The following is a 26,730-nucleotide window of genomic DNA, read 5'->3' as shown; positions in this document are numbered from 1 at the left end:
TAAATACTGCAGTTCCCGGACGTGCCGGATGGACATGTCTTGCGCTGGCGCAAATGTGTCGGCACGGGCTGCGGGCGCTGCTGCACCCTACCTGTAGCTCCTGGCGTCCTCGATCACCTTGCCGTCGTTGGGCAAGGTGCCGGGCGCCACCATCTGCACGTCGCCGCGCAGCTTGGTCACTTCGCGGATGGCGTCAGAGAGCTGGCGCGCCAGGCCTTCGGCCGTCTCCACGGTTTCCACCTGCAGAACCATCTGGTCGTTGGCCATCTCGCCGCTGACCACCAGGCGCGCGCGCACCACCTGCGGAAAGCGCCGCGCGATGGTGGCCACCTGGCCCGGGTGCACGAACATGCCGCGCACCTTGGTCGTCTGGTCGGCGCGTCCCATCCAGCCCTTGATGCGGGTGTTGGTGCGGCCGGTGGGGCAGGTGCCCGGCAGCACGGCCGAGAGGTCGCCGGTGCCAAAGCGCACCAGCGGATAGTCGGGGTTGAGCGTGGTGACCACCAGCTCGCCCACCTCGCCCTCGGGCACCGGGTCGCCGGTGCCGGGCCGCACGATCTCGACGATCACGCCTTCGTCCAGCACCAGGCCTTCGCGCGCGGCAGTCTCGTAGGCGATGAGCCCGAGGTCCGCCGTGGCGTAGCACTGGTAGCCCGCGATGCCGCGCTCGGCGAACCAGTCGCGCAGCGAGGGCGGGAACGCCTCGCCGGACACCAGCGCCTTGGTCACGGTGGGCAGGGGCACGCCCAGCTCGGCGGCCTTCTCCACGATGATCTTGAGAAAGCTCGGTGTGCCGATGTACCCCGCAGGCCGCAGCTCGGCCATGGCCTGCACCTGCTGCTCGGTCTGGCCCGTGCCGCCCGCAAACACGGTGCAGCCCAGGGCATGGGCGCCGGTCTCCATCATCGAACCCGCTGGCACGAAGTGGTAGCTGAAGCTGTTGTGGATCAGCTCGCCCCGCCGAAACCCCGCCGCATAGATCGCCCGCGCCATGCGCCAGTAGTCGGGCCGCGTGCCCTCGGGCTCATAGATGGTGCCGGGGCTTGCGAACACGCGCGGCATGCCCGCCCCAAAGCCCAGCGCCGAAAACCCGCCGAACACATTGCTCGCGCGCTGCGCCTGCTGGCGCTCCAGCAGCTCGTACTTGCGCGTGACCGGCAACCGTGCCAGCGCCGCACGGCTGGTCACCCCCGCCGCATCCACGCCGGCCAGAATGCCCGCGAATGCCGCACTGTTCTGCTGCGCATGCCCCACCTGCCGCGGCAACGCCACCAGCAGCGCCGCCTCGCGCTCGGCCGTGCTCCGGGTTTCCTGGGCGTCAAAAAACGTCGTCATGCCGGGATTCCTCTGCAGTGTTTTGAATGAAATAAGCCGCTACCGCACACCCATCAAGCGCCAGCAGCTATGAAATCAGGAGTAAACAAAAGGTGAATAGGTCACGCCGCTAAAAAAAGCCGCCACTGCCTCATCCCAGCGCACCCGTGGAACCGGCTTCGCCGGGCCACCGGGTGCGTCCCCTGAGGGGGACGGCGCGCAGCGCCTCAGGGGGCATGTCAGGCCAGCCAGCGCTTGCGCCGCTTGTAGCTCTTGACATCCTTGAAGCTCTTGCGCTCCCCTCCGCCCACGCCCAGGTAGAACTCCTTGACGTCCTCGTTGTTGGCCAGGTCGCTCGCGGCGCCGTCCATCACCACGCGGCCGCTTTCCATGATGTAGCCGTAGTCCGAATACTTGAGGGCCATGTTGGTGTTCTGCTCGGCCAGCAGGAATGTGACCTTCTCCTTGGTGTTCAGGTCCTTCACGATGTTGAACACCTCTTCCACGATCTGGGGAGCCAGGCCCATGGACGGCTCGTCGAGCAGCACCATGCTGGGGTTGGCCATCAGCGCGCGGCCGATGGCGCACATCTGCTGCTCGCCGCCCGAGGTGTAGGCCGCCTGCGAGGTGCGGCGCGTCTTCAGGCGCGGAAAGTAGTTATAGACCTTCTCCAGGTTGGCCGCGATCTCGGCCTTGCTGGTGCGGGTGTAGCTGCCCGTCATCAGGTTCTCTTCGATCGTCAGGTGGGCAAAGCAGTGCCGCCCCTCCATCACCTGCACCACGCCGCGCTGCACCAGGTCGGCGGGCGACAGGTTCTCGATGCGCTCGCCGCGCAGCTCGATGCTGCCCTTGGTGACCTCGCCACGCTCGCCCTTGAGCAAGTTCGAGATGGCGCGCAGCGTGGTCGTCTTGCCCGCCCCATTGCCCCCCAGGATGGCCACGATGGAGCCCTGCGGCACCTGCAAGGAGACGCCCTTGAGCACCAGGATCACGTGGTTGTAGATGACCTCGATGCCGTTGACGTTGAGAACGATATTGCTGTTGGTGTCCATGGTCTTCTCTTCCTTCGCTGTGCCAATCCAAAGAGCTGCGTACGACTCAACGCTTTGGGTTGGCGGCTGCCACAAAAGCAGCCGCTACGTCACCGGTCCTTGAAACAGTCGCTGCGCCATCGCCAGTGACACCGTGGAACTGGCTTTGCCAGGCCACCGGTGTCGTCCCCCTTCCCGAATCGCGCAGCGATTCGAGAGAAGGGGGCTGAGGGCCGCGGCTCCAGGCCTGCCTGCGCAGGCCTGGACGGCACCGAAGAGCGGCCGCCTCAGGCGGCTGCCCCCCGCGCCATCTCAGGGGGATGTACCGAATCAAGACTGGCAGTCCGCAGCATCTCGCCGCGTCATCTTCTTGTCCGCCAGGTACTTCTCCGCACCGGCCTTCACCATGGGCTTCAAGATCTGCTCATCGGCCTGGTACCAGTCGGACGAGAAGTCCCACTTCTTGCCGTCCCAGGTGTGCACGCGCGCCCAGGTGGAGCCCATGTGGTCGGCGCAGCTGGTGGACAGGGGGCGCATCACGCCGCCAAAGCCCATGGCGTCGAGCTTCTTCTGGTCCAGCGCCAGGTTCTCCATGCCCCAGCGCACCTGCTCGCCGGTCATGACCTTGCCCTTGCCGAAGCGCTCCTGCGCGCGGCGCACCGACTCGACGGCCAGCATCTGGATGATCACGCCGCGCGTGTACAGCACTGAACCCACTTCGTCCTTGGGACCCGTGCCCTGGCCCTTGTCGTGCACGTGCTTCATGATGTCCTGGATGACCTTGCTTTGCGTGCCGTAGCCGTTGAGCGCCAGGGCGTGATAGCCCTTGGCGCCTTCGCCCACATCGCGCACGTCCGGCTCGGCGCCGGCCCACCACACGCCATACAGCTTGTCGCGCGGGAAGCCGGTGGCCTGCGCTTCCTTCAGCGCGGTGGAGTTCATCACGCCCCAGCCCCACAGCAGCACGTAGTCGGGGCGGCTCTGGCGCACCTGCAGCCAGGTGGCTTTCTGCTCCACGCCGGGCGCGGTCACGGGCAGCATCTGCAGCTCGAAGCCGTGCATCTTGGCGCGCTCCTGCAAAAGCGGGATAGGTTCCTTGCCGAAGGGGCTGTCGTGGTAGACCAGGGCGATCTTCTTGCCCTTGAGCTTGTCCAGACCTCCCGCCGTCTTGCCGATGTGCTGGATCAGGATGTCGGCGCCGGTCCAGTAGCTGCCCATGAAGGGGAAGTTCCACTTGAACGCCTGGCCGTCCTGCGCCACCGACAAACCATAGCCCAGTGTCATCAGCGGAATCTTGTCCACGGGCGCCTTCTCGGTGAGCGCAAAGGTGATGCCGGTGGCCTGTGGGTCGAACAGCGACACGCCGGGCTTGCCTTTCAGGCGTTCGTAGCACTCCACGCCGCGGTCCGTGGCGTAGCCCGTCTCGCACTCTTCAAAGGTGAGCTTCACGCCGTTGATGCCGCCGTCGCGGGCGTTGATCATCTTGATGTAGTCCTGCTTGCCGTTCGCCCAAGGCACGCCGTTGGGCGCGTAGGGGCCGGTGCGGTAGGACAGCAGCGGGAAGAACTGCTCCTTGGCTTGCGCGAAGGCACTCGTCGCGACGGACGAGGCGCCAGCGGCAACCACCGCAGCGGCGATCACGAGTTTCGAAAGCTTCATGGATGTCTCCTTTGAATGAATGTGTTGAAGCACGGGGAAGAAACTGACGGATTCAAGGGCTGCGAGCTTTGCACTGGCATGCACGAGGCCAGCGCCACCGTGGAACTGGCTTTGCCAGGCCACCGGTGGCGTCCCCCTCCCGAAGGAGAGGGGGAAGGCGCGAAGCGACTCAGGGGGTGCATATCAATCAATGCGGGAAGGGCCACAGGCGAAGCTTTTGCTTTGCGGTGGACCACAGCTTGGCCAGGCCGTGCGGCTCTACGATCAGGAACCACACGATCAGCGCGCCGAAGATCATCAGCTCGGCGTGCGAGATGCCGGCGGTGGAGATCTCGATGCCGAACAGGCCCAGCAAGGCCGGCAGGAACTGGTTGAGCACGATGGGCAGCACCACGATGAAGGCCGCGCCGAAGAACGCGCCCATGATGGAGCCCAGGCCGCCGATGATCACCATGAACAGCAGGCGGAACGACACCTCCACCGAGAAGGCCGCGGGCTCCCATGCGCCCAGGTGCACGAAGGCCCACAGCGCGCCGGCCATGCCGATGATGAAGGAGCTGACCGCGAAGGCGCTGAGCTTGGCGTACATGGGGCGGATGCCGATCACGGCTGCGGCCACGTCCATGTCGCGGATGGCCATCCATTCGCGGCCGATGGCGCCGCGCACGAGGTTCTTGGCCAGCAGGGCCACCACGACCAGCAGGGCCAGGCAGAAGATGTACTTGCTGGCGGCGCTCTCGATGGGCATGCCCAGCACCTGCAGATTGCTCACCGACACCGAGCCCGAGTCGGAGTTGTTGGTGAACCACTTGATGCGCAGGAACATCCAGTCCGAGAAGAACTGCGCGGCCAGCGTGGCCACGGCCAGGTACAAACCTTTCACGCGCAGGCTGGGCAGGCCGAACAGGATGCCGAAGAACGTGGCGCACAGGCCGCCCAGGATGATGGCCGGAACCAGCGGCATGCCCGGAAAGCGCACGAAGAAGTTGTAGGCCCCGTAGGCGCCCACCGCCATGAACGCACCCGAGCCCAGCGAGATCTGTCCGCAGTAGCCCACGAGGATGTTCACCCCCAGGGCCGCCAGCGCCATGATGACGAAGGGGATCAGGATGGCGCGGAAGATGTAGTCGCTGGCGAATGCAGGCACCACCAGGAAGGCCACGGCCAGGATGAGCAGGATGGCCAGCCGGTCCTGTGCGATGGGGAAGATCTGCTGGTCGGCGCGGTAGCTGGTCTTGAACTGGCCGTTTTCGCGGTAAAGCATGGTGGTCTCCTGTGCTTGTCGTTGTTGTCAGAGCCGTTCAGACGCGATCAATGATCTTCTCGCCAAAGAGCCCCTGAGGCCTGAAGAGAAGGAACACCAAGGCCAGCACATACGCAAACCAGATCTCGATGCCCCCGCCCACGAACGGGCCCAGGTAGACCTCCGAGAGCTTCTCGCCCACGCCAATGATCAGCCCGCCGATGATGGCGCCGGGCACGGACGTGAGGCCGCCCAGGATCACCACCGGCAGCGCGCGCAGCGCCACGGTGGTCAGCGAGAACTGCACGCCGAGCTTGCTGCCCCAGATCATCCCGGCCACCAGGGCCACGACGCCGGCCACGCACCACACGATCACCCAGATGCGGTTGAGCGGAATGCCGATGGACTGGGCGGCCTGGTGGTCGTCGGCCACGGCGCGCAGGGCGCGGCCGGTGGAGGTCTTCTGGAAGAACACCGACAGCAGGGCCACCAGTCCGGCCGCGATGGCTGCCGCGATCACGTCTTCCTTGTTCACCAGGATGCCGCCCTGGAACATGCTCTCCAGCATGAAGATCGGGTCCTTGGGCATGCCCACGTCGATCTTGTAGATGTCGCTGCCGAACATCGTCTGACCCAGGCCTTCAAGGAAGTAGGTGATCCCGAGCGTGGCCATGAGCAGTGTGGCGCCTTCCTGGTTCACCAGGTGGCGCAGCACCAGCTTCTCGATCACCCAGGCCACCACGAACATGATGGCGCCCGCGATGATGAAGGCCGCCAGGTTGGCGACGATGGGGCTCGTGATGCCCGTCCACTTGGGAATCCATTCGGCAAAGCGCGCCATGGCCAGTGCCGCGAACAGCACCATCGCGCCCTGCGCGAAGTTGAAAACGCCCGAGGCCTTGTAGATCAGCACAAAGCCCAGTGCCACCAGCGAATACAGCATGCCGGCCATGAGGCCGCCGATCAGTGTTTCGAGAAAGAAAGCCATTTTTTTCTCCCGCCCCTTAGTGGCTCGTGCCCAGATAGGCGCTGATCACATCTTCGTTGTTGCGCACTTCATCCGGCGTGCCGTCGCCGATCTTCTTGCCGTAGTCGAGCACCACCACGCGGTCACTGATGTCCATCACCACGCCCATGTCGTGCTCGATGAGCACGATGGTGGTGCCGAACTCGTCGTTCACGTCCAGGATGAAGCGGCACATGTCCTGCTTTTCCTCCACGTTCATGCCGGCCATGGGCTCGTCCAGCAGCAGCACCTGCGGCTCCATGGCCAGGGCCCGGCCCAGGTCCACGCGCTTTTGCAGGCCGTAGGGCAGCTGGCCCACGGGGGTCTTGCGAAACGCCTGGATCTCAAGGAAGTCGATGATGTGCTCGACTTTCTCGCGGTGGGCGATCTCCTCGCGCTCGGCGGGGCCCCACCGCAGCGCCTGCATCAGCAGGTTGCTTTTGATCTTGAGGTTGCGGCCCGTCATGATGTTGTCGATCACGCTCATGCCCTTGAACAGCGCCAGGTTCTGGAAGGTGCGCGCCACGCCCATCTCGGCCACCTGGCGCGAGTTCATGTGTGCAAAGGTCTTGCCCCGGAAGGTGATGGAGCCCTCGGACGGCGTGTACACGCCGTTGATGCAGTTGAGCATGGAGCTCTTGCCCGCGCCGTTGGGGCCGATGATGGCGCGGATCTCGTGCTCGCGCACGTTGAACGAGATGTCGGTCAGCGCCTTCACCCCGCCGAACCGCAGGCTGATGTTCTTGACGTCCAGGATGACGTCGCCGATCTTCTTTGTGGTCATGGCGTGTGCCTTCTCGGGCGGGTAGAGGGCGGGCTTCATGCGGCGGTCTTCACGGGGGTGAACGTTTTGGCATCGGACAGCTTGAGCGTGGCGCTCACGCTGCCCGTGCGGCCGTCCTCGAACTTGACCTGGGTTTCGATGAACTGCTCGGTGCGGCCGGCATACAGCGCGTCGACCAGCACGCCATACTTCTCGGCTATGAAGCCACGGCGGACCTTGTTGGTGCGCGTGAGTTCGCCGTCGTCGGCGTCCAGCTCCTTGTGCAGCACCAGGAAGCGGCTGACCTGGCTGCCGGCGAGCAGCGCGTCGGTGGCCAGGTCCGCGTTGACCTTTTCCACGCACTCCCGGATCAGGCCGTACACCTCGGGCTTTTGCGCCAGGTCGGTGTAGCCCGCGTAAGGCAGGTTGCGGCGCTCGGCCCAGTTGCCGACGGCGTCGAAGTCGATGTTGACCATCACGCACACCTTCTCGCGGCCGTCGCCCAGGGCGACCACTTCCTTGATGTGCGGGAAGAACTTGAGCTTGTTCTCCACGTACTTGGGCGCGAACATGGCGCCGTCGTTGGCGCCGCCCTTGATGCGGCCCACGTCCTTCACGCGGTCGATGATCTTGAGGTGCCCTTGCGCATCGAGGAAGCCCGCATCGCTGGTGTGGTACCAGCCGTCGTCGGTCAGCACCTCGGACGTGGCCTTGGGGTTCTTGTAGTACTCCTTGAGCAGGCCGGCGGACTTGACCAGGATCTCTCCGTTGTCGGCCACCTTGATCTCCACGCCGCGGATCGGCACGCCCACGGTGTCGGCACGCGCCTGGTTGTCGGGCTGCAGGCAGACGAACACGGCGGTCTCGGTGGAGCCGTACAGCTGCTTCAGGTTGATGCCGATGGAGCGGTAGAAGGTGAACAGGTCGGGCCCGATGGCCTCGCCCGCCGTGTAGGCCACCCGCACGCGGCTGAACCCCAGGTTGTTGCGCAGCGGGCCGTATACCAGCACGTTGCCCAGCGCGTACTTCATGCGGTCAAGCAGGCCCACGCTCTGGCCGTCCATGAGCGCGGGGCCCACGCGCTGGGCCACGGCCATGCAGGCCTTGAACATCTTGCGCTTGATGGCGCCGGCGTCCTCCATGCGGATCATCACGCTGGTGAGCAGGCCTTCGAAGATGCGCGGCGGCGCGAAGTAGTAGGTGGGGCCGACTTCCTTCAGGTCGATCGACACCGTGCTGGCCGATTCGGGGCAGTTGACCACGTAGCCGCACGACAGCCACTGCGCGTAGCTGAAGATGTTCTGCCCGATCCAGGCGGGTGGCAGGTAGGCCAGCACTTCCTCGCTGCCGGTGAGCCTGTCGAACTCGGCGCCAGCGGACGCGCGGTCCAGCAGCGTGCTGTGGGTGTGCACCACGCCCTTGGGGTTGCCCGTCGTGCCCGAGGTGAAGAACATCGCGGCCACGTCGTCGGGGCTGGCCTTGCCCACTTCGGTGCGGAACCACCCAGGGTGCTGGGCCACGAAGGCCTTGCCGGAGTCGATCAGTGTGTCGAGCGCATAGAGGCCCTGCTCGGCATAGTTGCGCAGGCCGCGCGGGTCGTCGAAGTAGATGTGTTCGATCTGCGGGCACTGCTCGCGGATCTCCAGCATCTTGTCCACCTGCTCCTGGTCTTCGACCAGGCAAAAGCGCACCTCGGCGTTGTTGAGCGGGAAGATGCATTCCGCCGCCACCGCATCCTGGTACAGCGGCACGGGGATGGCGCCCAGCGACTGGGCGGCGAGCATGGTGGCGTACAGGCGCGGGCGGTTGGCGCCGATCACCACCATGTGCTCGTGGCGCTTGAGGCCCGCCTGGTGCAGGCCGGCGGCCACCTGCTCCACCAGTCGCGCCAGGTCGGCCCAGGTGTGGGTCTGCCAGATGCCGTACTCTTTTTCACGCAGGGCTGCCGCCGTGGGGCGTTCGGCGGCGTGGCGCAGCAGTTGCTGGGGGAACGTGGTCTTCATTCCGGTCCTCGGGTGAGAGAAGGGGCGCCCAGGCATGCCTGTGGCGGCGTCGGTCCATCCTGCGCCTGCCGGGACCGCTGCCGCGTTGACGGCGCAACGGGGCAGCGCGTGGGTGGCGCGTTGAAAGGAATGTAGAACTCACTTTGACGCCATCTTGTCTTGCCGACGACAATTTACGGGAAACTCCTTGTTGGGTGAAACCCTGAACGGCCTCGAAAACGTGCCGGATGCTGCGGCAGCCGGCCCGCAGGGGAACGCTTCACACCGGGGCGGTATCCTCATGGGATGTACGCCCCGTTTTTCGGTCTCCAGCATCCGCCGTTTTCCATCGCACCCGACCCCCGCTACCTGTTCATGAGCGAACGGCACCGGGAAGCGCTGGCCCACCTGCTGTACGGGCTGGACGCAGGCGGCGGTTTCGTGCTGCTGACGGGCGAGGTGGGTGCGGGCAAGACCACCGTGTGCCGCTGCTTCCTGGAGCAGATCCCGCAGCACTGCAACGTGGCCTATATCTTCAACCCCAAGCTCACGGTGCGCGAGCTGCTGCGCTCCATCTGCGACGAGTTCGGCATACCGCACAAGCCGACCGTGCCGGGCGGCGTGGAGACGGTCAAGGACTACATCGATCCACTCAATGCGTCGCTCCTGGCCGCGCACGGAGCGGGGCGCAACACGGTGCTCATCATCGACGAGGCGCAGAACCTGTCGGCGGACGTGCTGGAGCAACTGCGCCTGCTCACCAACCTGGAGACCAGCGAGCGCAAGCTGCTGCAGGTGATCCTCATTGGTCAGCCCGAGCTGCGCGCCATGGTGGCGCGGCCCTCGATGGAGCAGCTGGCGCAGCGCGTGATTGCGCGCTTTCACCTGGGCGCGCTCACGCAGCAGGAGACGCACCAGTACATCGCGCACCGCCTGGCGGTGGCGGGGCTCAACGGACCGCTGCCCTTCGACCGGCGTGCCATCCAGCGCGTGCACAAGCTCTCGCACGGCATCCCCAGGCGCATCAATCTCCTGTGCGACCGTGCGCTGCTGGGGGCCTACGCGGCTGGTGCCCGCCAGGTTTCCAAGGCCATCGTGGACCGTGCGGCGCGCGAAGTTTTCGATGCACCCGGCTCGGCCCGGGCCCTGCGGGGCACGCCTTCCGGCGCCTGGCCGCGCTGGGCGTCAGCCGGCCTCGGCGCCGTGGCCGGCGCGGCTGCCGTGGCCGCAGCGGGCTGGGCTTTGGGGGGCTGGCCTGCCAAGCCTGCGCGCACTGAGACGGCAGGCGCTGCAGTGGCGCCCGCCGTTGCCGCAGCCGGGGCGGCGCAACGGGCGCCGGCGGCATCCGGACCTGCCCGGCCGGCAAGCTTGCCCGCATCGGCCGCATCGGCCGCGTCGGCGGCAACCGCCGCGGGTGCGCCGTCTTCCGCGCCTTCGGCATCGACCAGCGCCGTGCCGCTGTCGGCCCTGGAGCAGTTCGTGCAATCGCAGCCCGCCAGCGATGCAGGTGCCTGGCAGGCCCTGGCGTCGGCCTGGGGCGTGAGCATCCCCGCCGGCGCGGATGCCTGCGCCAGCCTGCCGCGCGACGGCCTGCGGTGCTACCGCAACCGGCGCGCAGGTCTGAACCTGGTGCGCCAGATCGACCGGCCCGTGCTGCTGGGGCTGTATGCGTCGGAAGAGGCCGAAGCCCCCGTCTCCGTGGTGCTGCGGGGCCTGAGCAACGATACCGCCACACTGGAGGGCGCGGGCCGTACGCTGCAGGTGCCGGTGGCCGAGCTGGCCCAGGTCTGGCGTGGCGATATCGCCACGCTGTGGCGCATCCCGGCCGGCATGCCCGACAGGGGAGACATTGCCGAGTCGCCCGCAGGCGCCGCCTGGCTGGACCAGCGGCTTGCCAGCAAGGCGGCGGGCGGCACGGGTGCCATGCCCGCCAAGCCGATGACGCCCGCGCTGCGCCAGTCGCGCATCCACCGCTTCCAGCTGGCCCAGGGCGTGACGCCCGACGGCCGCGCTGGCCCCCTGACCCTCATGCTGCTCAACCGCGCCACCGGCGTGAATGAACCGCGTCTGCAATCCAAGCTCTGACCATGTCCTACATCCTTGATGCGCTGCGGCGCGCGGACGCCGAACGAGGCCGGGGCGCTGTGCCCGGCCTGCACACCCATGCAACGCCAGCCGCCGGACTCTCGCCGACGGCGGGGCGCACCGGCCCGTCCGGCGTGCTGATCGGTGTGGCTTCGGCCGCAGCGGTGGCCGTGGTGGCCGTGGCCGGTACCTGGTGGGTGATGCAGCGGCAGGCTATGCCGGCGGCCGCCCCCGCAGTGGCGCTCGCGACGCCACCTGCGGCCGCCCCACCGGCAATACCCGCCGCGCAGCCTGCTCCTGTGCCGCCTCCCGCCGCAGCGGCCGCCCAGGCGCCCGTGGCAGCTGCCGCACCGACTGTGGCCCCTGTGCCTGCTGCGCCCGCCGCAGTTGCCCCGGCGCCGCAGCGCCCCGCTGCCGTATCGCCACCGCCTCTCGATTCCCGGGTGGCCGACAAGCGGCCCACCACACCCGCGCGCGAACGGGCCGTGGCGGCAGCACCGCCGCCGCAGCCACCCGCCACCCGCACGCTCGCGCCCCTGCCGGAGCCCAGCCGCTCCCGGCCCGAATCCGCCGCCGCGCGCGAACCTTTGGCCGCGCAGCGCCCCCAGGCCGAGCCCACCGCCGCGGCGCCCTCGGGCGGCCCGGTCTTCGCCCAGGCCGATCTACCCGAATCGGTGCGCACGCAACTGCCCACGCTCAAGGTCAGCGGCGCCACGCACTCGAACAACCCGGCCTACCGCATGGCCATCGTCAACGGCCAGGTGCTGCATGAGGGCGACCAGGCTGCCCCCGGCCTGGTGCTCGAACGCGTCGAACCCGGCCGCACGGTCTGGACATTCCGCGGCTACCGCTACGGCGTCGCGTCGCAGTAGGTTTTTGATCAAAAAAGGCTGCTACCGCTTATCTGGAGAGCGCTGGCAGCTATTAAAAATATAGCGAAGGTATGGCGACGCGCCAAGTTTCCCCTGCCGCCCTGCCTCGGCGCCCCAGCCCCACCACCGGGCCTACCGCCGCCGTACCGCCACCGCCCATCCAAAAAGCGCCAGCAGCTATCAAACATATAGCGTCGCAGAAAACGCCCACCACAGCCCACCACCCTCAAAGCCCGCACGCCGCCAACGCGAGTGCACCCGTGGAACCGGCTTCGCCGGGCCACCGGGTGCGTCCCCCTTGGGGAAGACGCGCAGCGGCTCAGGGGGTCATTTAATAAATCTGCCATCCCGCCCCACCAGCGTCAGCTCGACAAAGCGCGACGCATTGCGGTCGGGCGTGCTGGCGCTGACCTCGAAGCCGCCCAGGTCCCATTTCTTGAGGTTCCAGCTTGCATCGATGAATGCCGCGCGCGTCGGGTTGCGCCCGGCGCGCTGTAGCGCTTCGGCGAACACGCGGGCGTTGATGTAGCCCTCCAGCGCGAGGTGCGAGGGCTCGGCGGTGGCACCCGATGCCTTCCACGCGGCCTGAAAGTCGCGCACCACCGGCATCACCGCGTTGGACGGCAGCGGCACGACCTGCGAGATGGCCATGCCGGTGGCATCGGCGCCCAGGGCCTTGACGGTGGCGGGCGTGCCCATGACCGACAGCGCGTACAGCGTCACCCCGCGCTTCAAGGCCCGGAACGCCTTCACGAACTCCAGCGTGGGCTTGCCGGCCAGGCCGATCACGATGGCTTCCAGGTTGCCCGCCGCCAGCTTGGCGGCGGCGGTGCCGGCGTCCGACGCGTTGTTCTCCACCGTCACCGTGGCGGCCTCGGGGAGCTTGAGCCGGTCCATCGACTGCTTGGCGGACGCGAACACCTCTTTGCCGAAGGAGTTGTTCTGATAGACGATGCCGATGCGCTGGATGCCGATGGTGGACAGGTGCTGCACCAGCTTCTCGGCCTCGTCGGCGTAGCTGGCGCGGATGTTGAATACATTGCGCGCGTTCTTGGTGCGGCTGAGCTGCGCGCCCGTGAACGGGGCAAAGAACGGGATGCCGCTGTCGATCACCTTGGGCAGCATGGCATCGATCATCGGCGTGCCCATGCAGTTGAACAGCGCGAAGACGTCGCGGTCTGCCAGGAATTGTTCGACGTTGGCCAGGGCCTTGGGCACCTCGTAGGCATCGTCCCGGGTCACGAGTTCGATGGTGCGGCCATTCACGCCGCCCCGCGCGTTGATGCTGGCGAACGCGGCCTTGGCGCCCTGGTGCATGGCCGAGCCCAGATCGCCCAGCGGCCCGGTGAGCGCGGTGGACTGCGCGATGCGGATGGCGCCTTCCTGCGCGCGAGCGGGCCCCGTCACGCTCGCCAAGCCCGCCAAAGGCAGGGCTGCGGCAGCCGCCAGAAGCTGGCGCCGTACGGGGCTGTGGCATTCTTTGGCGGTGGCAACGATGCGTGTGGATCGGTGGTGGTTCTTCATGTTGTTGTCTCCTCGGTGGACCCGGGCCTTGAACAGGTTCCTAGCCCGGAGGAGGGGCCATCATCGAGTGCAGATTGGCATTTTTTTGTCTTTCTGACGACAATTCGAATCAGGATTTCCCTATCAGCCGCACCCGCCGCACCCTGTCATGGACCCTCGCACGCACCAGGACCTGTCGTTGCACCAGCGCCGTCGGGCGCCCACCGCCGAAGAGCTCGACGGCATTCCCTGGCTGGACCAACTGCAACCGCCCGAGCGCGAGCGTGCGGTGGCCTCTCTGTTGGTGGGTGATGCCAAGGCGGGCGACTACGTGTGCCGCCTGGGCCGGCCCGTGACCTACTGGTTTGGCGTGGTGGAAGGCCTGCTCAAGATGAGCAGCGACAACGCCCAGGGACAGACCATGACCTTCACCGGCGTGCCCCCGGGCGGCTGGTTCGGCGAGGGCACGGCGCTCAAGCGCGAGCCGTACCGCTACAACATCCAGGCGCTGAGGAAGAGCGTGGTGGCGGGCCTGCCCATCGACACCTTCCACTGGCTGCTGGATCACTCCATCGGCTTCAACCGCTTCGTGATGAACCAGCTCAATGAGCGTCTGGGCCAGTTCATCGCTGCGCGTGAGATCGACCGCTTTGGCAACCCCGACGTGCGAGTGGCGCGCAGCCTGGCGTCACTGTTCAACCCGGTGCTGTACCCGGGCGTGGGTGAGGTGCTGCGCATCACCCAGCAGGAGCTGGCGTACCTGGTGGGGCTGTCGCGCCAGCGCGTGAACGAGGCGCTGACCACTCTGGAGGAGCAGGGCGCGATCCGCGTGGAGTACGGCGGGCTGCGCGTGCTGGAGCTGTCGGCGCTGCGCTCCAGCATCTTTGCGCTGCGGGGGCAGCCGGGTGGGGACTGAGAACCTGTTGCGAGGCGCATCGCGGTGTGCCGCAATGCGCCTGCCGTGCCACGTTTCCTCAGCCGCGTGGCAGCGACGGCAGGTCCTGGCGCGGTGTCTGTAGCCGGGGTGCCGCTGCACCTGCTGACTTGCGCAAGACTGGCGCGGCCAACGGGGTTGACGCTGGCGGGGCACTGACGGCTTGCGGCTCCCAGCTGTCGGCGTCGCCGCCGTTGCGCGAGAGGCGGAACGCGCCCACCATCTGCGTGAGGCGCCCCGCCTGGTCCTTGAGGCTGTCGGCTGCGGCGGCGCCTTCCTCGACCAGCGCGGCATTCTGTTGCGTCATCTCTTCGAGCTCGCCCACCGACTGGCTTACGTGGCCGATGCGCTGGCTCTGCTCCTGCGTGGCGGCAGTGATCTCGCCCATGATGTCGGACACGCGGCGTACCGACAGCACCAGGTCTTCAATTGTCTTGCCGGCGTGGTGCACCAGCGTGCTGCCTTCCTGCACCTGCTCGACGCTGGCGCCGATCAGGGCCTTGATCTCGCGGGCGGCGTTGGCCGAGCGGCCCGCCAGGCTGCGCACTTCCCCGGCCACCACGGCGAAGCCGCGGCCCTGTTCGCCAGCGCGGGCTGCCTCCACCGCAGCGTTCAGCGCGAGGATGTTGGTCTGGAAGGCGATGCCGTCGATCACGCTGATGATGTCGGCGATCTTGCGCGAGCTGGCGCTGATGGTGTCCATGGTGCGCACCACCTGCGACACCACCTCGCCGCCGCGCGTTGCAGCGTCCGATGCGGTGGACGCGAGCTGGTTGGCCTGGCGGGCCGAGTCCGCGCTTTGTGCCACGGTGCCCGTCAGGTCAACCAGCGACGACGCAGCGCTTTGCAGGTTGTGCGAGGTCTGCTCGGTGCGCTGGCTCAGGTCGAGGTTGCCCGAGGCCACCTCGGAACTGGCCACCAGGATGGAGTCGGACGTCTGCCCGATCTCGCCGACCAGGGTGCGCAGGCGTTCCTGCATCGCGGCGATGGCTTCCAGCAGGCGGCCGGTTTCATCGTGGATGCGCACCTCGACTTGGGAGGTGAGGTCGCCACGCGCGATTCGCTCGGCCACCACCACGGCGCGGCCGATGGGTGCCGTGATGCTGGCGGTGATGCGCCACGCGATCAGCGCGCCCAGGCCGATGGCCAGCAGCACCAGCACGCTGCCCACCGCGCGGGCGCGAGTTTGCGTGGCCTCGGCCGATGCGGTCGCCTCGGCGTTCAAGGTGTTTTGCAGATCGATGAGCTCGCGAAGCTTGGCGCGCCAGGCGGTCTCCGCAGGCGCCACACGGGTCATGAGCGCGAGCGATGCGCTCACCGTGTCGCCGTCGTCGGCGGCCTTGATGGCGTTGTCGAGCTCCGGGCGCGCCTTGCGGCCGAGCTCCTGCACCTCGCCCAGCAGCTTCACCTCGGCGGGCGTGGCTGTGTCGGACTTGATCAGTTCGGCCAGCGCTGCTTCCTGGCGCGCATAGTCGGCCAGCGTCTTGTTCACGCTGGTGATCTGCTCGCGTGCCTGTTTGGGGTCGATGTCGTTGAGCATGGCAGCCGAGCGCCCCTGGATGCCGATGGCGCTCACGCTCTCGAGCATGCTGTTGACCAGCTTGGCCTTGGCGGCTCCTACGCCAGTGATCTGCAGCATCTGCTCGTGCATCTTGCCGATGGACAACTGGCCCACGGCAGCCACGGCCAGCAGCAAAACGAGCACGCAGCCGAAACCCAGTCCGAGGCGGCTGGAGATCGACAAGGATTTGAAGGACGAAGCGGCCGGCATGGTTTTCCTTGGGTCTCGGTGAAGAAGCGGACAAACAACAATCAGTCAGTCGATCAAATGGCCGGCTGGGGAACAGTGGACGGCGAGTCCGCCGCAGCACACCGCCATGGCAAGCAATAACGGTGCCCATCCCCGCCGGGCAGTGTAGGCAGAAAGGACGCATCCCGGCATGAGGCTTACGGATGGGCGCATGCCCAAATTGCATGGACGGCTGTTACAAATGACCGCGGCAGCGAGAGCCGTAAGATGAGACGATGTACGGGCTTGCGCTAGTCTGAAATTATGAGCCAGAATGGCTAAATGCGCTTGTATCATAGCATTTGAAGCTATTAAAATGATAGCATTCCGTGTGCGCCTGAGCGCAAGGTGGCGCGTGTGGGGGCAAGGATGTTCGGTTATAACCATGTTACACATTCAAGGCGCACGATGACACTGAAATCCCTTTCCTTTGCGCACCGTCCGGCCATGGGTGCGCTGCTGGCGGTGGCTGCCGTGGTCGCCGGTTGTTCGACATCGCCGCCTGCGGACCCGAGCCGCCGCGAGCTCGTGGTGGCCGTCACGGCAGCGCACGAGCTCATCACCTTCAACGCCGGTGATCCCGGGCGCGTCCTCGAGCGCCGCCCCGTCACTGGACTGCCAGAAGGCGAGCGGCTGGTGGGCATCGACTTTCGTGTGGCGCGCGGCGTGTTGTACGCGCTGGCGCAGTCGGGGCGGCTGTACACGCTCGACATCCCGTCCGGCGCGCTGCGCCCGGTGGGCGCGGCGGCGGCCGTGGTACCGCTGAAGGGCCGGGTGTTCGGCTTCGACTTCAACCCCGCGGCCGACCGCATCCGCGTGGTCTCGAACACCGGCCTGAACCTGCGCCTGCACCCGGATACCGGTGCGGTGGTGGATGGTGACGCGGCCGCCGATGGCGTGCAGCCCGACCCGTGGCTGCGCTACGCCGCCAGCGACGTTAACGCCGGCCGCACGCCCGATATCGCGGGCGCCGCGTACACCTACAACACCCAGGACAGCAAGATCACCACCAACTACGCCATCGACCGCGCGCTGGGCGTGCTGGTCATGCAGGGCTCGCTCGAGGGCACGACGCCGGTGGTTTCGCCCAACACAGGCCAGCTGCGTACCGTGGGGCCGCTGGGCCTGGGACCGCTGGCCGATGTGTCCTTTGACATTGCCGATGTGGGCAATGCGGCCCTGGCGGCAGTGCGCACCGCCACAGACCTGCAGACGCGCCTTGTGCTGGTGGACCTCAAGACCGGCGCAGCCAGGCTCCTGGGCCGCGTGGGCGAAGGCGCGCCGCTGGTGGGCATCGCGATAGAGCCATGACAGCCTGCCTGCGCACTGCGGTGGCACGGTTGGCAATGGCCATGGCTTGGGTCGTGGGGCTGGCGGGCGTGGTGCCGGCGGCGCACGCCGCCACGGTGCAGGTGGACGTTCTGGACGCCACGGGCAAGCCCGTGGCCGATGCGGTGGTGTTCCTGGATTCGACCGAGGCTAAGAAGCTGGCCAAGCCGCTGGCCAGCGCGGAGATGGCGCAGGAAAAGCGCCAGTTCGTTCCCGGGGTGCTGGTGGTGCCGGTGGGCTCGGAGGTGCGCTTCCCGAACAACGACTCAGTGCGGCACCACGTGTATTCGTTCTCTCCAACCAAGAAGTTCGAGCTCAAGCTCTATGCCGGCACGCCCGCCAACCCTGTGCTGTTCGACCGCCCGGGCGTGGCGGTGCTCGGCTGCAACATCCATGACCAGATGGTGGGCTGGATCCTGGTGGTGGAGACGCCTTTCTATACCCGCAGCCAGGTGACCAGCGGCCGGGCGCAGATCGACAACGTGCCGCCCGGCAGCTACACGCTGCGCACCTGGCACAGCCGCCTGCCCGTGGGGACACCCGCGCTGGAGCAGGCGATCACCGTGCCCGCCACGGGCACCGGCGCCGCATCGGTGCGCATGACGGGGTTGTTGCCTTGACGCTGCGCTGGCCCCGGCGCAGCCTCATCCTGCGGCTGGTGGGGCTGTCGTTGCTGTTGCTGCTCATCGTGCAGGCCGCAGGCTTCGCGGTCGTGCGCGCCAGCATCGAGCGCAACGCCCGCACCCAGATCGCGCAGGCGCTCGACCTGGACGAGAACGTCTGGCGGCGCCTGCTTGACCAGAACGCCGACAAACTGCGCCAGGGCTCGGCGCTGCTCGCGGCGGACTACGGCTTCCGGTCGGCGGTGAATTCTGGGGACGAGCAGACCATCCAGTCGGTGCTCGAGAACCACGGCAGCCGCATCGGCGCTGCGGTGACCGCGCTGCTGGGCACCGACCTCACGCTGCGCGCGGCCAGCCTGTCGGACAGCATGGAGGAGCTCCCCGCCACGCTGCGCCAGATCGTGCCGCCGCTGGCAGCTCAGCCGCAGGGCAGCCAGATCGCGGTGATGGGCGGCGTGCCCTACCAGTTCGTGATGGTGCCGCTGCGAGCGCCCGTGGTCATCGGCTGGGTGCTCATGGGCTTTCCGATCGACCAGTCTCTGGCGGACGAGATGCGGCGGCTGTTGTCGGTGCACGTGGTGCTGGTGATCAAGGACCAGGCCGGCGCGGTGACCATGCCGGTCGCCACCTTGCCCGCAGAGCCTCTGGCCCAGCTCAAGCGCCAGGGCGCGGGGGCCGGCGAGCTGACCACGGCGGACGGCAGCTTGCTCGCACGGGCCGTCCGCATGGACAGCGTGGGGGGCGGCGTCGAGGCGCTGCTGCTGCGCTCGGTGGACGACGTGCTGGCGCCGTACCGCCAGTTGCAGGTGCTGCTGGCCATCATCACCGTGGCGGGTGTGCTGCTGTTTGCGGTCGGCACGGGCCTGGTGGCCCAGCGCCTGGCCACGCCGCTTCGCTCGCTGCTGGGGGCCACTCAACGGCTGTCGCGCGGCGAGTACGACGTGCCGATGGAGCATACGCGGCGCACCGACGAGATCGGCAACCTGGCGCGCTCGTTCGACCGCATGCGCGTGGACATCGGCACGCAGCAGACGGAGATCCGCCGCCTGGCTTACTGGGACCGCCTGACGGGGCTGCCCAACCGGGAGCGTTTTCGCGACGCCGTCGTGCAGGCCATCGCGAACAGCTCCGGCCAAGGTGCCTCGCCGCGCCCGCTGGCTGTGCTCACGCTCGACCTGGACCGCTTCAAGCACGTGAACGATGTGCTCGGATATGCCTTTGGCGACCGCCTGCTGCAGGGCGTGGCCGAGCGGCTGCGACAGCAGGTGCGCTCACCCGATGACATGGTGGCGCGGCTGGGCGGCAATGAGTTCGCCGTGCTGCTGCCCGACGCCGACGCCGCTGCGGCGCACGACATGGCGCAGCGCATCGCCCGCTCGTTCGAGGAGCCGCTGGCCTTCGAAGACCAGACGGTGGACCTGAGCGCGGGCATGGGCATTGCGTGCTGGCCGGGCGATGCGGACGATGCCGATACGCTGCTCAGCCGCTCCGAGATCGCCATGTACGCCGCCAAGCGCAGGCTCAGCGGGGCGCAGCAGTACGACGCGACATTCGATTCGGCCAGCACGCTCACCTTGTCGCTCCTGAGCGAGCTGCGCCGTGCCGTGGAGAAGGACGAACTGCGCCTGTACCTGCAGCCCAAGGTGGCGCTGCACGGGCAGGGGGGCCTGGCGGCCGAGGCGCTGGTGCGCTGGGCGCACCCGCAGCGGGGCCTGGTGCCGCCCGCCGAGTTCATCCCGTTCGCCGAGCAGACTGGCTTCGTGCGGCAGCTCACGCTGTGGATGTTCGAGGCCGTGGCCCGGCTGCTGGCCGAACCCCGCACGCGGGGCCTGTCCCTGCGGGTGTCGGTGAACCTGTCCACGCGCGACCTGCTCGACCCCGAACTCAGCCAGCGCCTGGCGGCCATCCTGGCACGCTACGGCGTGCAGGCTGCATCGTTCTGCCTGGAGATCACCGAGAGCGCGATCATGGATGACCCGCTGCGCGCCGAGGCCATGCTCAACAAGCTGTCGGAGCAGGGGTTCAAGCTGTCCATCGATGACTTTGGCACGGGCTACTCGTCGCTGGCGTACTTGAAGCGCCTGCCGGTGGACGAGCTCAAGATCGACAAGTCCTTCGTGATGGGCATGGAGGTGGGCGAAGACGACGCCACCATCGTGCGCTCCACCATCGACCTGGCCCACAACCTGGGGCTCACGGTGGTGGCCGAAGGGGTGGAGACGGCCGGCATCCTGGAGCGGCTGCGCGTGCTGGCCTGCGACGAGGCGCAGGGTTACCACATCACCCGCCCGCTGCCGGTGGAGGATTTCCTGGCCTGGCAGGCGCGCCAGGGGTAAGCTTTGCGGTTTTTCACCGGTGGCGGGTGCCGCAGCGGCACCGTTTCCGGTCTTTTTGGCGCCGGGCGCGCAAGGCCCGACCGGCCCACAGGCGAAAATACGCGCAATGTCCTCTTCCAGCTCCCGCCCGCCCGCCGGCCCCACCGCGGCCCCCGTCCCGGATGCCGGCGGCCCGTCCGCACCGCGTCCGGTGCTTCGCCGTCCCGTGATCGCGGGCAAGGCCGCCAAGGCCGCCCCTGCACGGCCCGCGCCGGCGCCCCGGCCCTCCCGTGCGCCTGCACCGTCCGGCTACCGCACCGCGTCCGGCACGGGGTTTGTCGCCCCGGTGCGCCAGCCCCCCGCGCCGGCCGCGCGCACCGTGGCCCCCAACGGCCTGGTCAGCTCGCGCCTGAACAAGCGCATGGCTGAATTGGGCATGTGTTCGCGCCGCGAGGCAGACGAATGGGTGGCGCAGGGCTGGGTCAAGGTCAATGGCCAGGTGGCGGAGATGGGCCAGCAGGTGCTGCCCACCGACCGCATCGAGGTCGACAAGGTCGCCCAGGGCTTCCAGGAACAGCGCGTCACCATCCTGCTGCACAAACCCATGGGCTACGTGAGCGGCCAGGCCGAGGACGGCCACACGCCCGCCGTGGCGCTGATCAACCCCCGTACCCACTGGCGCGACGACCCGAGCCGCAACCGCTTCTCGCCGCCGCAGTTGCGGGGCCTGGCGCCCTGCGGGCGGCTCGACATCGACTCGGTGGGCCTGCTGGTGCTGACCCAGGACGGCCGCGTGGCGCGCCACCTGATCGGCGAGGACTCCACGGTGGACAAGGAGTACCTGGTGCGCGTGCAGTACGGCGACATCGCCACCGACGTGCAGGCAGCCTTCCCGCGCGAGCAGCTCGCGCGGCTGTGCCATGGTCTGTCGCTGGACGGCCAGGCGCTCAAGCCGGCCAAGGTCGAATGGCAGAACCCAGAGCAGTTGCGCTTCGTGCTCACCGAGGGAAAGAAACGCCAGATCCGCCGCATGTGCGAGCAGGTGGGCCTGAAAGTGGTGGGGCTCAAGCGCATCCGCATAGGCCGGGTGACCCTGGGCAACCTGCCGGTGGGGCAGTGGCGCTACCTCTCGCCGCATGAGCAGTTCTGACGCCGCATGAGCGCATGGTCCCGCCTGCCGGGTGGGGGTACGGCAGACCGGGTGCGGGCCGCGGGGTCGGCCATGGCGTCCTTTTGAGCCCGATTGAACACATTGCCATGTCCTCCACGCCTCGCCCCCGTTCACGCCCTCTGTCACGCCCGCCAGCGGCCCCGTCGGCGGCACCGCGCCCGTTGCAGCAACTGCGGGCGTCGGACCTGCGCGGCGTGGCCCGGCTGGCCACCCAGGCCACCACGGGCATCACCCGCGTGGTCGAGGGCGTGCACCAATCGGTGCTCTGCACGCTGGGCCTGCCGGGCGGCGCACAGCCGGGCCAGGCGCGCGGGTTTACCGGGCTGGTCTACCAGAGCATCCGCGGCGTGACCCGCCTGGTGGACGCCGGCCTGCAGGCGGGCCTGCAGCGGCTGGAGCCCCTGGTGCAGGGCCCGGCGGAGGCCGGCGTGCAGTGGGAGCGCCAGGCCGTGCTGGCGGCGCTGAACGGCGTGATGGGCGACCGGCTGCAGGCCGACGGCAACCCGCTGTGTACGCCCATGGGCTTCCATCAGGACGGCCTTCCCCTGGATCCGGTGGCGCTGGGGGCTGCAGGCCGCGCCAGCGGCAAGCTGCTGGTGCTGGTGCATGGCCTGTGCATGAACGACCTGCAGTGGCAGCGCGGCGGCCACGACCACGGCGCCTACCTGGGAGAGGCGCTGGGATACACACCGGTCTACCTGCGCTACAACACGGGCCTGCACACTTCCGCCAACGGCGCTGAACTGTCCCGGATGCTCGACGCACTGGTGGGAGTCTGGCCCGTGCCGGTCACGGACCTGGCAATCCTCGCCCACAGCATGGGCGGTCTGGTGGCCCGCAGCGCCTGCCAGTACGCGGCGGCCGGCGACCAGGCCTCTGCCGCGCGCTGGCGGGGCCTGCTGCGCCACCTGGTGTGCCTGGGCACGCCGCACCACGGTGCGCCGCTGGAGCGGGCGGGCAGCTGGGTGGACGTGCTGCTGGGCAGCTCTGCCTATTCGCGCCCCTTTGCGCGGCTGGCGCAGCTGCGCAGTGCCGGCATCACCGACCTGCGCTACGGCCACGTGTGCGACGCCGACTGGGCCGGGCGCGACCGCTTTCGCAAGAGCCCCGACCAGCGCACCCCCGTGCCGCTGCCACCCGGGGTGGCATGCTGCGCCGTGGCGGCCACGTTGGCGCCGCGGCGCAGCCCGGTAGCCGAGCGCCTGTTGGGAGACGGCCTGGTGCCATTGCGCAGCGCCCTGGGCATCCACGATGATGCGCGGCGTTGCCTGCAGTTCGCGCAAGACCGGCAGGCGGTGTTCCACAACATGGGGCATCTGGCGATGTTGGACGACGTGCGCGTGGCCCGTCAGGTCGAACAATGGCTGAAGACCGCGTGAAAACGACCGGAGGGTGCCTTTTTGATGCCAACGGTGCGGACGGACGTGGAGACGCCGCTACCATGCGGCTGTGAGAACCGAAACAAGGAGAAGCTAGTGAGCGACGTGAAATACCGCCTGGTTACCCGCAGCGACTTTGACGGCCTGGTGTGCGCCGTGCTGCTCAATGAGCTCGACCTCATCGACGACATCACCTTCGTGCACCCCAAGGACATGCAGGACGGCAAGATCGCCATCACCAGCCGCGACATCACCACCAACCTGCCCTACGTGCCCGGCGCCCACCTGGTGTTCGACCACCACGAGTCCGAGACCGTGCGCAACTCCGGCCGCCGCGACGAGAACCACATCATCGAGGCGCACGCCCCCTCGGCCGCGCGCGTGGTCTACAACTACTACGGGGGCAAGGCCGCGTTCCCGCGCGTCACCGAGGAGATGATGGCCGCCGTGGACCAGGCCGACTCCGCCCAGTATTCGCGCGAGGACATCCTGGACCCGCAAGGCTGGGTGCTGCTGAACTACATGATGGACTCGCGCACGGGGCTCGGGCGCTTTCGCGACTTCCGCATCAGCAACTACGCGCTGATGATGGACCTGATCCAGTACTGCCGCGACCACACCATCGACGAAATCCTGGCCCTGCCCGACGTTCAGGAGCGCGTGCAGCTGTACCGCGAGCACGCGCCCAAGGCGAAGGAGCAGCTGCTGCGCTGCGGCATCGACATCGGCAAGCTGGTGGTGCTGGACTTGCGCAGCGAAGACACCATCTGGGCGACCAACCGGTTCATGATCTATGCGCTGTTCCCCGACAGCAACATCTCCATCCACGTGATGTGGGGGCTGCAAAAGCAGAACACCGTGTTCGCCACCGGCAAGTCCATCCTGGACCGCAGCAGCCAGGTGCACGTGGGCAATCTGATGCTGGAGTTCGGCGGCGGCGGCCACGCGGCCGCTGGCACCTGCCAGGTTTCCAACGACCGGGCCGACAAGATCCTGCAGTCGCTGGTGCAGCGCATCACGCTCGAAGGCTGAGGCTTTCGGGCGAGGCCCTCGCCGCGTGCGCGCGGGCCTCTACCCCTTCAGGCCGCATGCCGCTGCGAACGTGCGGCAGCGAGCGCCCTGCCTCGCGGGGGGGGACAGGCGGGCCTTTGCCCTTGAAAAAGCGCCAGTCGGTCCCCATGTCATCGCCTGCCTGGCCCGAGCAGCCCTGACCGGACGCGCCCGGCGCCGCTTTTTTTCACCTTGATCCAGAGCATTCATCCCATGAGCAAGCAAACCCTGTCCTTCCAGGCCGAAGTGGCCCAGCTGCTGCACCTGGTCACGCACTCGCTGTATTCCAACCAGGAAATCTTCCTGCGCGAGCTGATCTCCAACGCCTCGGACGCGTGCGACAAGCTGCGCTTCGAGGCGCTGAACAACAACGCCCTGTACGAGGACGCGCCCAACCTCGAGGTGCGCGTCGCGTTCGACCAGGCCGCCAAGACGCTGACCATCACTGACAACGGCATCGGCATGAGCCAGCAGGAGGCCATCGACCACCTGGGCACCATTGCCAAGAGCGGTACCAAGGACTTCATGGGCAAGCTCTCGGGCGACCAGAAGCAGGACGCACAACTCATCGGCCAGTTCGGCGTGGGCTTCTACTCGGGCTTCATCGTCGCCGACAAGATCACCGTCGAATCGCGCCGCGCCGGCCTGCCGGCCGACCAGGGCGTGCGGTGGGTGAGCGGTGGGACGGGCGACTTCGAGGTGGAAGCCATCAACCGTGCAGCACGCGGCACCAGCATCATCCTGCACCTGCGCGACGACGCCGAGGAATACCTCAACGCCTGGAAGCTCAAGTCCGTCATCGCCAAGTACTCCGACCACATCAGCCTGCCCATCCTGATGGAAAAGGAAGAGTGGAAGGACGGCGAGTTGATCAACCCATCGGACGAGAATGGCGGCCGCCAGCCTGGCGGCATGGTCAAGACCGGTGAGTGGGAGACCATCAACAAGGCCAGCGCCCTGTGGACCCGCCCGAAGAAGGACATCACCGAAGAGCAATACGCCGAGTTCTACAAGGCCATCAGCCACGACCACGAAGCCCCGCTGACCTGGGCGCACAACCGCGTGGAAGGCAACACCGAGTACACCCAGCTGCTGTACATCCCCGCCAAGGCACCGTTCGATTTGTGGAACCGCGACAAGAAGGCGGGCGTGAAGCTGTACGTCAAGCGCGTGTTCATCATGGATGACGCCGAGGCGCTGATGCCCACCTATCTGCGCTTCGTCAAGGGCGTGATCGACTCGGCCGACCTGCCGCTGAACGTGAGCCGTGAGCTGCTGCAGGAAAGCCGCGACGTGCGCGCCATCCGCGAAGGTTCGACCAAGCGCGTGCTCTCCATGCTCGAAGACCTGGCCAAACACGACAAGCACGACACCGCTGCGAATGCCGAGGGCGTGACCGATGTGGTCGATGCCGACGACAAGGCCAAGGAAGGCAAGTACACAGCGTTCTACAGCGAGTTCGGCTCCGTGCTCAAGGAAGGCCTGGGCGAAGACTTCGGCAACCGCGAGCGCCTGGCCAAGCTGCTGCGCTTTGCCAGCACCGCCAGCGACGCCGTGACGGTGGGCTTTGCCGACTACAAGGCGCGCATGAAGGAAGGTCAGGAGGCCATCTACTACATCACCGCCGACACGCTTGCCGCCGCCAAGAACAGCCCACAGCTCGAAGTCTTCAAGAAGAAGGGCATCGAAGTGCTGCTCATGACCGACCGCGTGGACGAGTGGGCGCTGAACTACCTGCAGGATTTCGACGGCACGCCGCTGCAAAGCGTGGCCAAGGGCGCGGTGGACCTGGGCAAGCTGCAGGACGAGGCCGAGAAAAAGGCCGCCGAGGAAGCCGCCGAAGCCTTCAAGCCCGTGCTCGCCAAGCTCAAGGAAGCCCTGAAGGACAAGGCCGAAGACGTGCGCGTGACCACCCGCCTGGTGGATTCGCCCGCCTGCCTGGTGGTGCAGGACGACGGCATGAGCAACCAGCTCGCACGCCTGCTCAAGCAGGCCGGCCAGCAGGCGCCGCAATCCAAGCCCGTGCTGGAGGTGAACGCCGAGCATGCGCTGGTCAAGAAGCTCGACGGCAGCGTGCACTTCCACGACCTGGCGCACATCCTGTTCGACCAGGCCCTGCTGGCCGAAGGCGGCCTGCCCGAGGACCCCGCGGCCTACGTCAAGCGTGTGAACGCGCTGCTGGCCTGAGGCCCCGAACGGCCCCCACCGCTCGACGGTGGGATGCCGTCAGCCATTCAAGATGCAGCAAGCCCGGCGCCCGCGAGGACCCGGGCTTTTTTTGCGTCTGGCACGCGCCACACGCAAGGACGGCCATCACTCCTCGGCCTGCGCCTGCTCCAGGATGCGGCTGTGCGCACGGTTGCGCTCCTGGGGGTCGGCGTCGATCAGTTCCTTGAGCGCGCCCTGTGCAGCGAGCATGCCTTTGCGGCGGTCGTTCTTCACGGGCATGTTGCGCCAGCCCGAGAGCACCAGCCAGTCCCACACCTCGGGAGGCACTTCGTGCGTGATGGCCATCTTGATGGGGCCCCGAATGATGGTGGAGCCCACGGGCGGCAGCGAGCCGACGGGCGCGGCGCGGCGTTTCTGGCGAATCGAAAGGGTGTTGCGGATCCAGTCCTTCATGTTGCGTTGTGCCCTTGGGTGCAATGGTCGGACGCCCAGCATAGTCGAGAGGACCCGAAC

General features: G+C 67.6%; 20 protein-coding genes. 10 read left to right on the top strand and 10 right to left on the bottom strand.

Annotated elements, in window-relative coordinates:
- Positions 1 to 87: 87 nt before the first annotated feature.
- From KW835_RS14970 to KW835_RS14940, 7 genes are all read right to left on the bottom strand, one after another.
- The gene (locus tag KW835_RS14970) at positions 88 to 1,335 is read right to left on the bottom strand and encodes a phenylacetate--CoA ligase family protein (protein WP_218383688.1); all 1,248 of its coding nucleotides are present in this window, start codon (positions 1,333 to 1,335) and stop codon (positions 88 to 90) included.
- A 218-nt stretch (positions 1,336 to 1,553) separates the two neighbouring features.
- Positions 1,554 to 2,366 carry an ABC transporter ATP-binding protein gene (locus KW835_RS14965; protein ID WP_218383687.1) on the bottom strand — a complete coding sequence of 271 codons (813 nt, stop codon included), beginning with the start codon at positions 2,364 to 2,366 and terminating at the stop codon, positions 1,554 to 1,556.
- Positions 2,367 to 2,675: 309 nt separating this feature from the next.
- Positions 2,676 to 4,004, bottom strand: coding sequence for an ABC transporter substrate-binding protein (locus KW835_RS14960; protein WP_218383686.1), 1,329 nt, complete (start codon positions 4,002 to 4,004; stop codon positions 2,676 to 2,678).
- Positions 4,005 to 4,191: 187 nt separating this feature from the next.
- The gene (locus tag KW835_RS14955; protein ID WP_218383684.1) at positions 4,192 to 5,268 is read right to left on the bottom strand and encodes a branched-chain amino acid ABC transporter permease; all 1,077 of its coding nucleotides are present in this window, start codon (positions 5,266 to 5,268) and stop codon (positions 4,192 to 4,194) included.
- A gap of 37 nt (positions 5,269 to 5,305) precedes the next feature.
- A complete protein-coding gene (locus tag KW835_RS14950) occupies positions 5,306 to 6,235 on the bottom strand; it encodes a branched-chain amino acid ABC transporter permease (protein ID WP_218383682.1) in 930 nt (309 codons plus the stop codon).
- Between the two features lie 16 nt (positions 6,236 to 6,251).
- The gene (locus tag KW835_RS14945; protein ID WP_218383780.1) at positions 6,252 to 7,037 is read right to left on the bottom strand and encodes an ABC transporter ATP-binding protein; all 786 of its coding nucleotides are present in this window, start codon (positions 7,035 to 7,037) and stop codon (positions 6,252 to 6,254) included.
- A gap of 35 nt (positions 7,038 to 7,072) precedes the next feature.
- A complete protein-coding gene (locus tag KW835_RS14940) occupies positions 7,073 to 9,019 on the bottom strand; it encodes a long-chain fatty acid--CoA ligase (protein WP_218383681.1) in 1,947 nt (648 codons plus the stop codon).
- Positions 9,020 to 9,304: 285 nt separating this feature from the next.
- Between KW835_RS14940 and KW835_RS14935 the strand changes: the two genes are divergently transcribed.
- Positions 9,305 to 11,083 carry an ExeA family protein gene (locus tag KW835_RS14935; protein WP_218383679.1) on the top strand — a complete coding sequence of 593 codons (1,779 nt, stop codon included), beginning with the start codon at positions 9,305 to 9,307 and terminating at the stop codon, positions 11,081 to 11,083.
- 2 nt (positions 11,084 to 11,085) lie between these two features.
- A complete protein-coding gene (locus tag KW835_RS14930; protein ID WP_218383678.1) occupies positions 11,086 to 11,955 on the top strand; it encodes a general secretion pathway protein GspB in 870 nt (289 codons plus the stop codon).
- Positions 11,956 to 12,282: 327 nt separating this feature from the next.
- On the opposite strand, the gene KW835_RS14925 is transcribed toward KW835_RS14930, so the two are convergent.
- Positions 12,283 to 13,479 (bottom strand): ABC transporter substrate-binding protein, encoded by a 1,197-nt coding sequence (locus KW835_RS14925; protein ID WP_255593546.1) that lies wholly within the window; start codon positions 13,477 to 13,479, stop codon positions 12,283 to 12,285.
- A 148-nt stretch (positions 13,480 to 13,627) separates the two neighbouring features.
- Between KW835_RS14925 and KW835_RS14920 the strand changes: the two genes are divergently transcribed.
- The gene (locus tag KW835_RS14920) at positions 13,628 to 14,374 is read left to right on the top strand and encodes a Crp/Fnr family transcriptional regulator (RefSeq protein WP_218383676.1); all 747 of its coding nucleotides are present in this window, start codon (positions 13,628 to 13,630) and stop codon (positions 14,372 to 14,374) included.
- Positions 14,375 to 14,432: 58 nt separating this feature from the next.
- Here KW835_RS14920 and KW835_RS14915 read toward each other — a convergent pair whose 3' ends face one another.
- On the bottom strand, positions 14,433 to 16,163 hold the full coding sequence (locus KW835_RS14915) for a methyl-accepting chemotaxis protein (protein WP_218383674.1): 1,731 nt from the start codon (positions 16,161 to 16,163) through the stop codon (positions 14,433 to 14,435).
- Positions 16,164 to 16,589: 426 nt separating this feature from the next.
- Between KW835_RS14915 and KW835_RS14910 the strand changes: the two genes are divergently transcribed.
- From KW835_RS14910 to htpG, 7 genes are all read left to right on the top strand, one after another.
- The gene (locus KW835_RS14910; RefSeq protein WP_218383672.1) at positions 16,590 to 17,492 is read left to right on the top strand and encodes a DUF4394 domain-containing protein; all 903 of its coding nucleotides are present in this window, start codon (positions 16,590 to 16,592) and stop codon (positions 17,490 to 17,492) included.
- A complete protein-coding gene (locus KW835_RS14905) occupies positions 17,489 to 18,130 on the top strand; it encodes a methylamine utilization protein (RefSeq protein ID WP_218383671.1) in 642 nt (213 codons plus the stop codon). Before KW835_RS14910 ends, KW835_RS14905 begins: the two co-directional genes overlap by 4 nt.
- Positions 18,127 to 20,469, top strand: a complete 2,343-nt coding sequence (locus KW835_RS14900) for a bifunctional diguanylate cyclase/phosphodiesterase (protein ID WP_218383669.1) — start codon at positions 18,127 to 18,129, stop codon at positions 20,467 to 20,469. Before KW835_RS14905 ends, KW835_RS14900 begins: the two co-directional genes overlap by 4 nt.
- A gap of 106 nt (positions 20,470 to 20,575) precedes the next feature.
- A complete protein-coding gene (locus KW835_RS14895) occupies positions 20,576 to 21,598 on the top strand; it encodes a pseudouridine synthase (protein ID WP_255593545.1) in 1,023 nt (340 codons plus the stop codon).
- 107 nt (positions 21,599 to 21,705) lie between these two features.
- Entirely contained in the window at positions 21,706 to 22,998 is a 1,293-nt protein-coding gene (locus tag KW835_RS14890; protein WP_218383667.1) for a triacylglycerol lipase, read from the top strand.
- Between the two features lie 96 nt (positions 22,999 to 23,094).
- Entirely contained in the window at positions 23,095 to 24,030 is a 936-nt protein-coding gene (locus tag KW835_RS14885; protein ID WP_218383665.1) for an exopolyphosphatase, read from the top strand.
- Between the two features lie 231 nt (positions 24,031 to 24,261).
- The gene (gene htpG / locus KW835_RS14880) at positions 24,262 to 26,235 is read left to right on the top strand and encodes a molecular chaperone HtpG (protein ID WP_218383663.1); all 1,974 of its coding nucleotides are present in this window, start codon (positions 24,262 to 24,264) and stop codon (positions 26,233 to 26,235) included.
- 126 nt (positions 26,236 to 26,361) lie between these two features.
- Here the strand turns inward: htpG and KW835_RS14875 are convergent, their stop codons facing one another.
- The gene (locus KW835_RS14875; protein ID WP_218383661.1) at positions 26,362 to 26,670 is read right to left on the bottom strand and encodes a hypothetical protein; all 309 of its coding nucleotides are present in this window, start codon (positions 26,668 to 26,670) and stop codon (positions 26,362 to 26,364) included.
- Positions 26,671 to 26,730: the final 60 nt, after the last annotated feature.

It is taken from the genome of Acidovorax sp. sic0104 (assembly GCF_019219095.1).
Lineage (GTDB): Bacteria > Pseudomonadota > Gammaproteobacteria > Burkholderiales > Burkholderiaceae_C > Acidovorax.
This window is presented reverse-complemented; position numbering and strand designations above follow the sequence as displayed.

Coding starts and splice junctions, on each gene's coding strand:
- KW835_RS14875 (WP_218383661.1), bottom strand. CDS start 26,670: ATGAAGGACTGGATCCGCAACACCCTTTCGATTCGCCAGAAACGCCGC.
- KW835_RS14890 (WP_218383667.1), top strand. CDS start 21,706: ATGTCCTCCACGCCTCGCCCCCGTTCACGCCCTCTGTCACGCCCGCCA.
- KW835_RS14915 (WP_218383674.1), bottom strand. CDS start 16,163: ATGCCGGCCGCTTCGTCCTTCAAATCCTTGTCGATCTCCAGCCGCCTC.
- KW835_RS14925 (WP_255593546.1), bottom strand. CDS start 13,479: ATGAAGAACCACCACCGATCCACACGCATCGTTGCCACCGCCAAAGAA.
- KW835_RS14920 (WP_218383676.1), top strand. CDS start 13,628: ATGGACCCTCGCACGCACCAGGACCTGTCGTTGCACCAGCGCCGTCGG.
- KW835_RS14945 (WP_218383780.1), bottom strand. CDS start 7,037: ATGACCACAAAGAAGATCGGCGACGTCATCCTGGACGTCAAGAACATC.
- KW835_RS14940 (WP_218383681.1), bottom strand. CDS start 9,019: ATGAAGACCACGTTCCCCCAGCAACTGCTGCGCCACGCCGCCGAACGC.
- KW835_RS14930 (WP_218383678.1), top strand. CDS start 11,086: ATGTCCTACATCCTTGATGCGCTGCGGCGCGCGGACGCCGAACGAGGC.
- KW835_RS14960 (WP_218383686.1), bottom strand. CDS start 4,004: ATGAAGCTTTCGAAACTCGTGATCGCCGCTGCGGTGGTTGCCGCTGGC.
- KW835_RS14895 (WP_255593545.1), top strand. CDS start 20,576: ATGTCCTCTTCCAGCTCCCGCCCGCCCGCCGGCCCCACCGCGGCCCCC.
- htpG (WP_218383663.1), top strand. CDS start 24,262: ATGAGCAAGCAAACCCTGTCCTTCCAGGCCGAAGTGGCCCAGCTGCTG.
- KW835_RS14965 (WP_218383687.1), bottom strand. CDS start 2,366: ATGGACACCAACAGCAATATCGTTCTCAACGTCAACGGCATCGAGGTC.
- KW835_RS14950 (WP_218383682.1), bottom strand. CDS start 6,235: ATGGCTTTCTTTCTCGAAACACTGATCGGCGGCCTCATGGCCGGCATG.
- KW835_RS14970 (WP_218383688.1), bottom strand. CDS start 1,335: ATGACGACGTTTTTTGACGCCCAGGAAACCCGGAGCACGGCCGAGCGC.
- KW835_RS14905 (WP_218383671.1), top strand. CDS start 17,489: ATGACAGCCTGCCTGCGCACTGCGGTGGCACGGTTGGCAATGGCCATG.
- KW835_RS14955 (WP_218383684.1), bottom strand. CDS start 5,268: ATGCTTTACCGCGAAAACGGCCAGTTCAAGACCAGCTACCGCGCCGAC.
- KW835_RS14910 (WP_218383672.1), top strand. CDS start 16,590: ATGACACTGAAATCCCTTTCCTTTGCGCACCGTCCGGCCATGGGTGCG.
- KW835_RS14935 (WP_218383679.1), top strand. CDS start 9,305: ATGTACGCCCCGTTTTTCGGTCTCCAGCATCCGCCGTTTTCCATCGCA.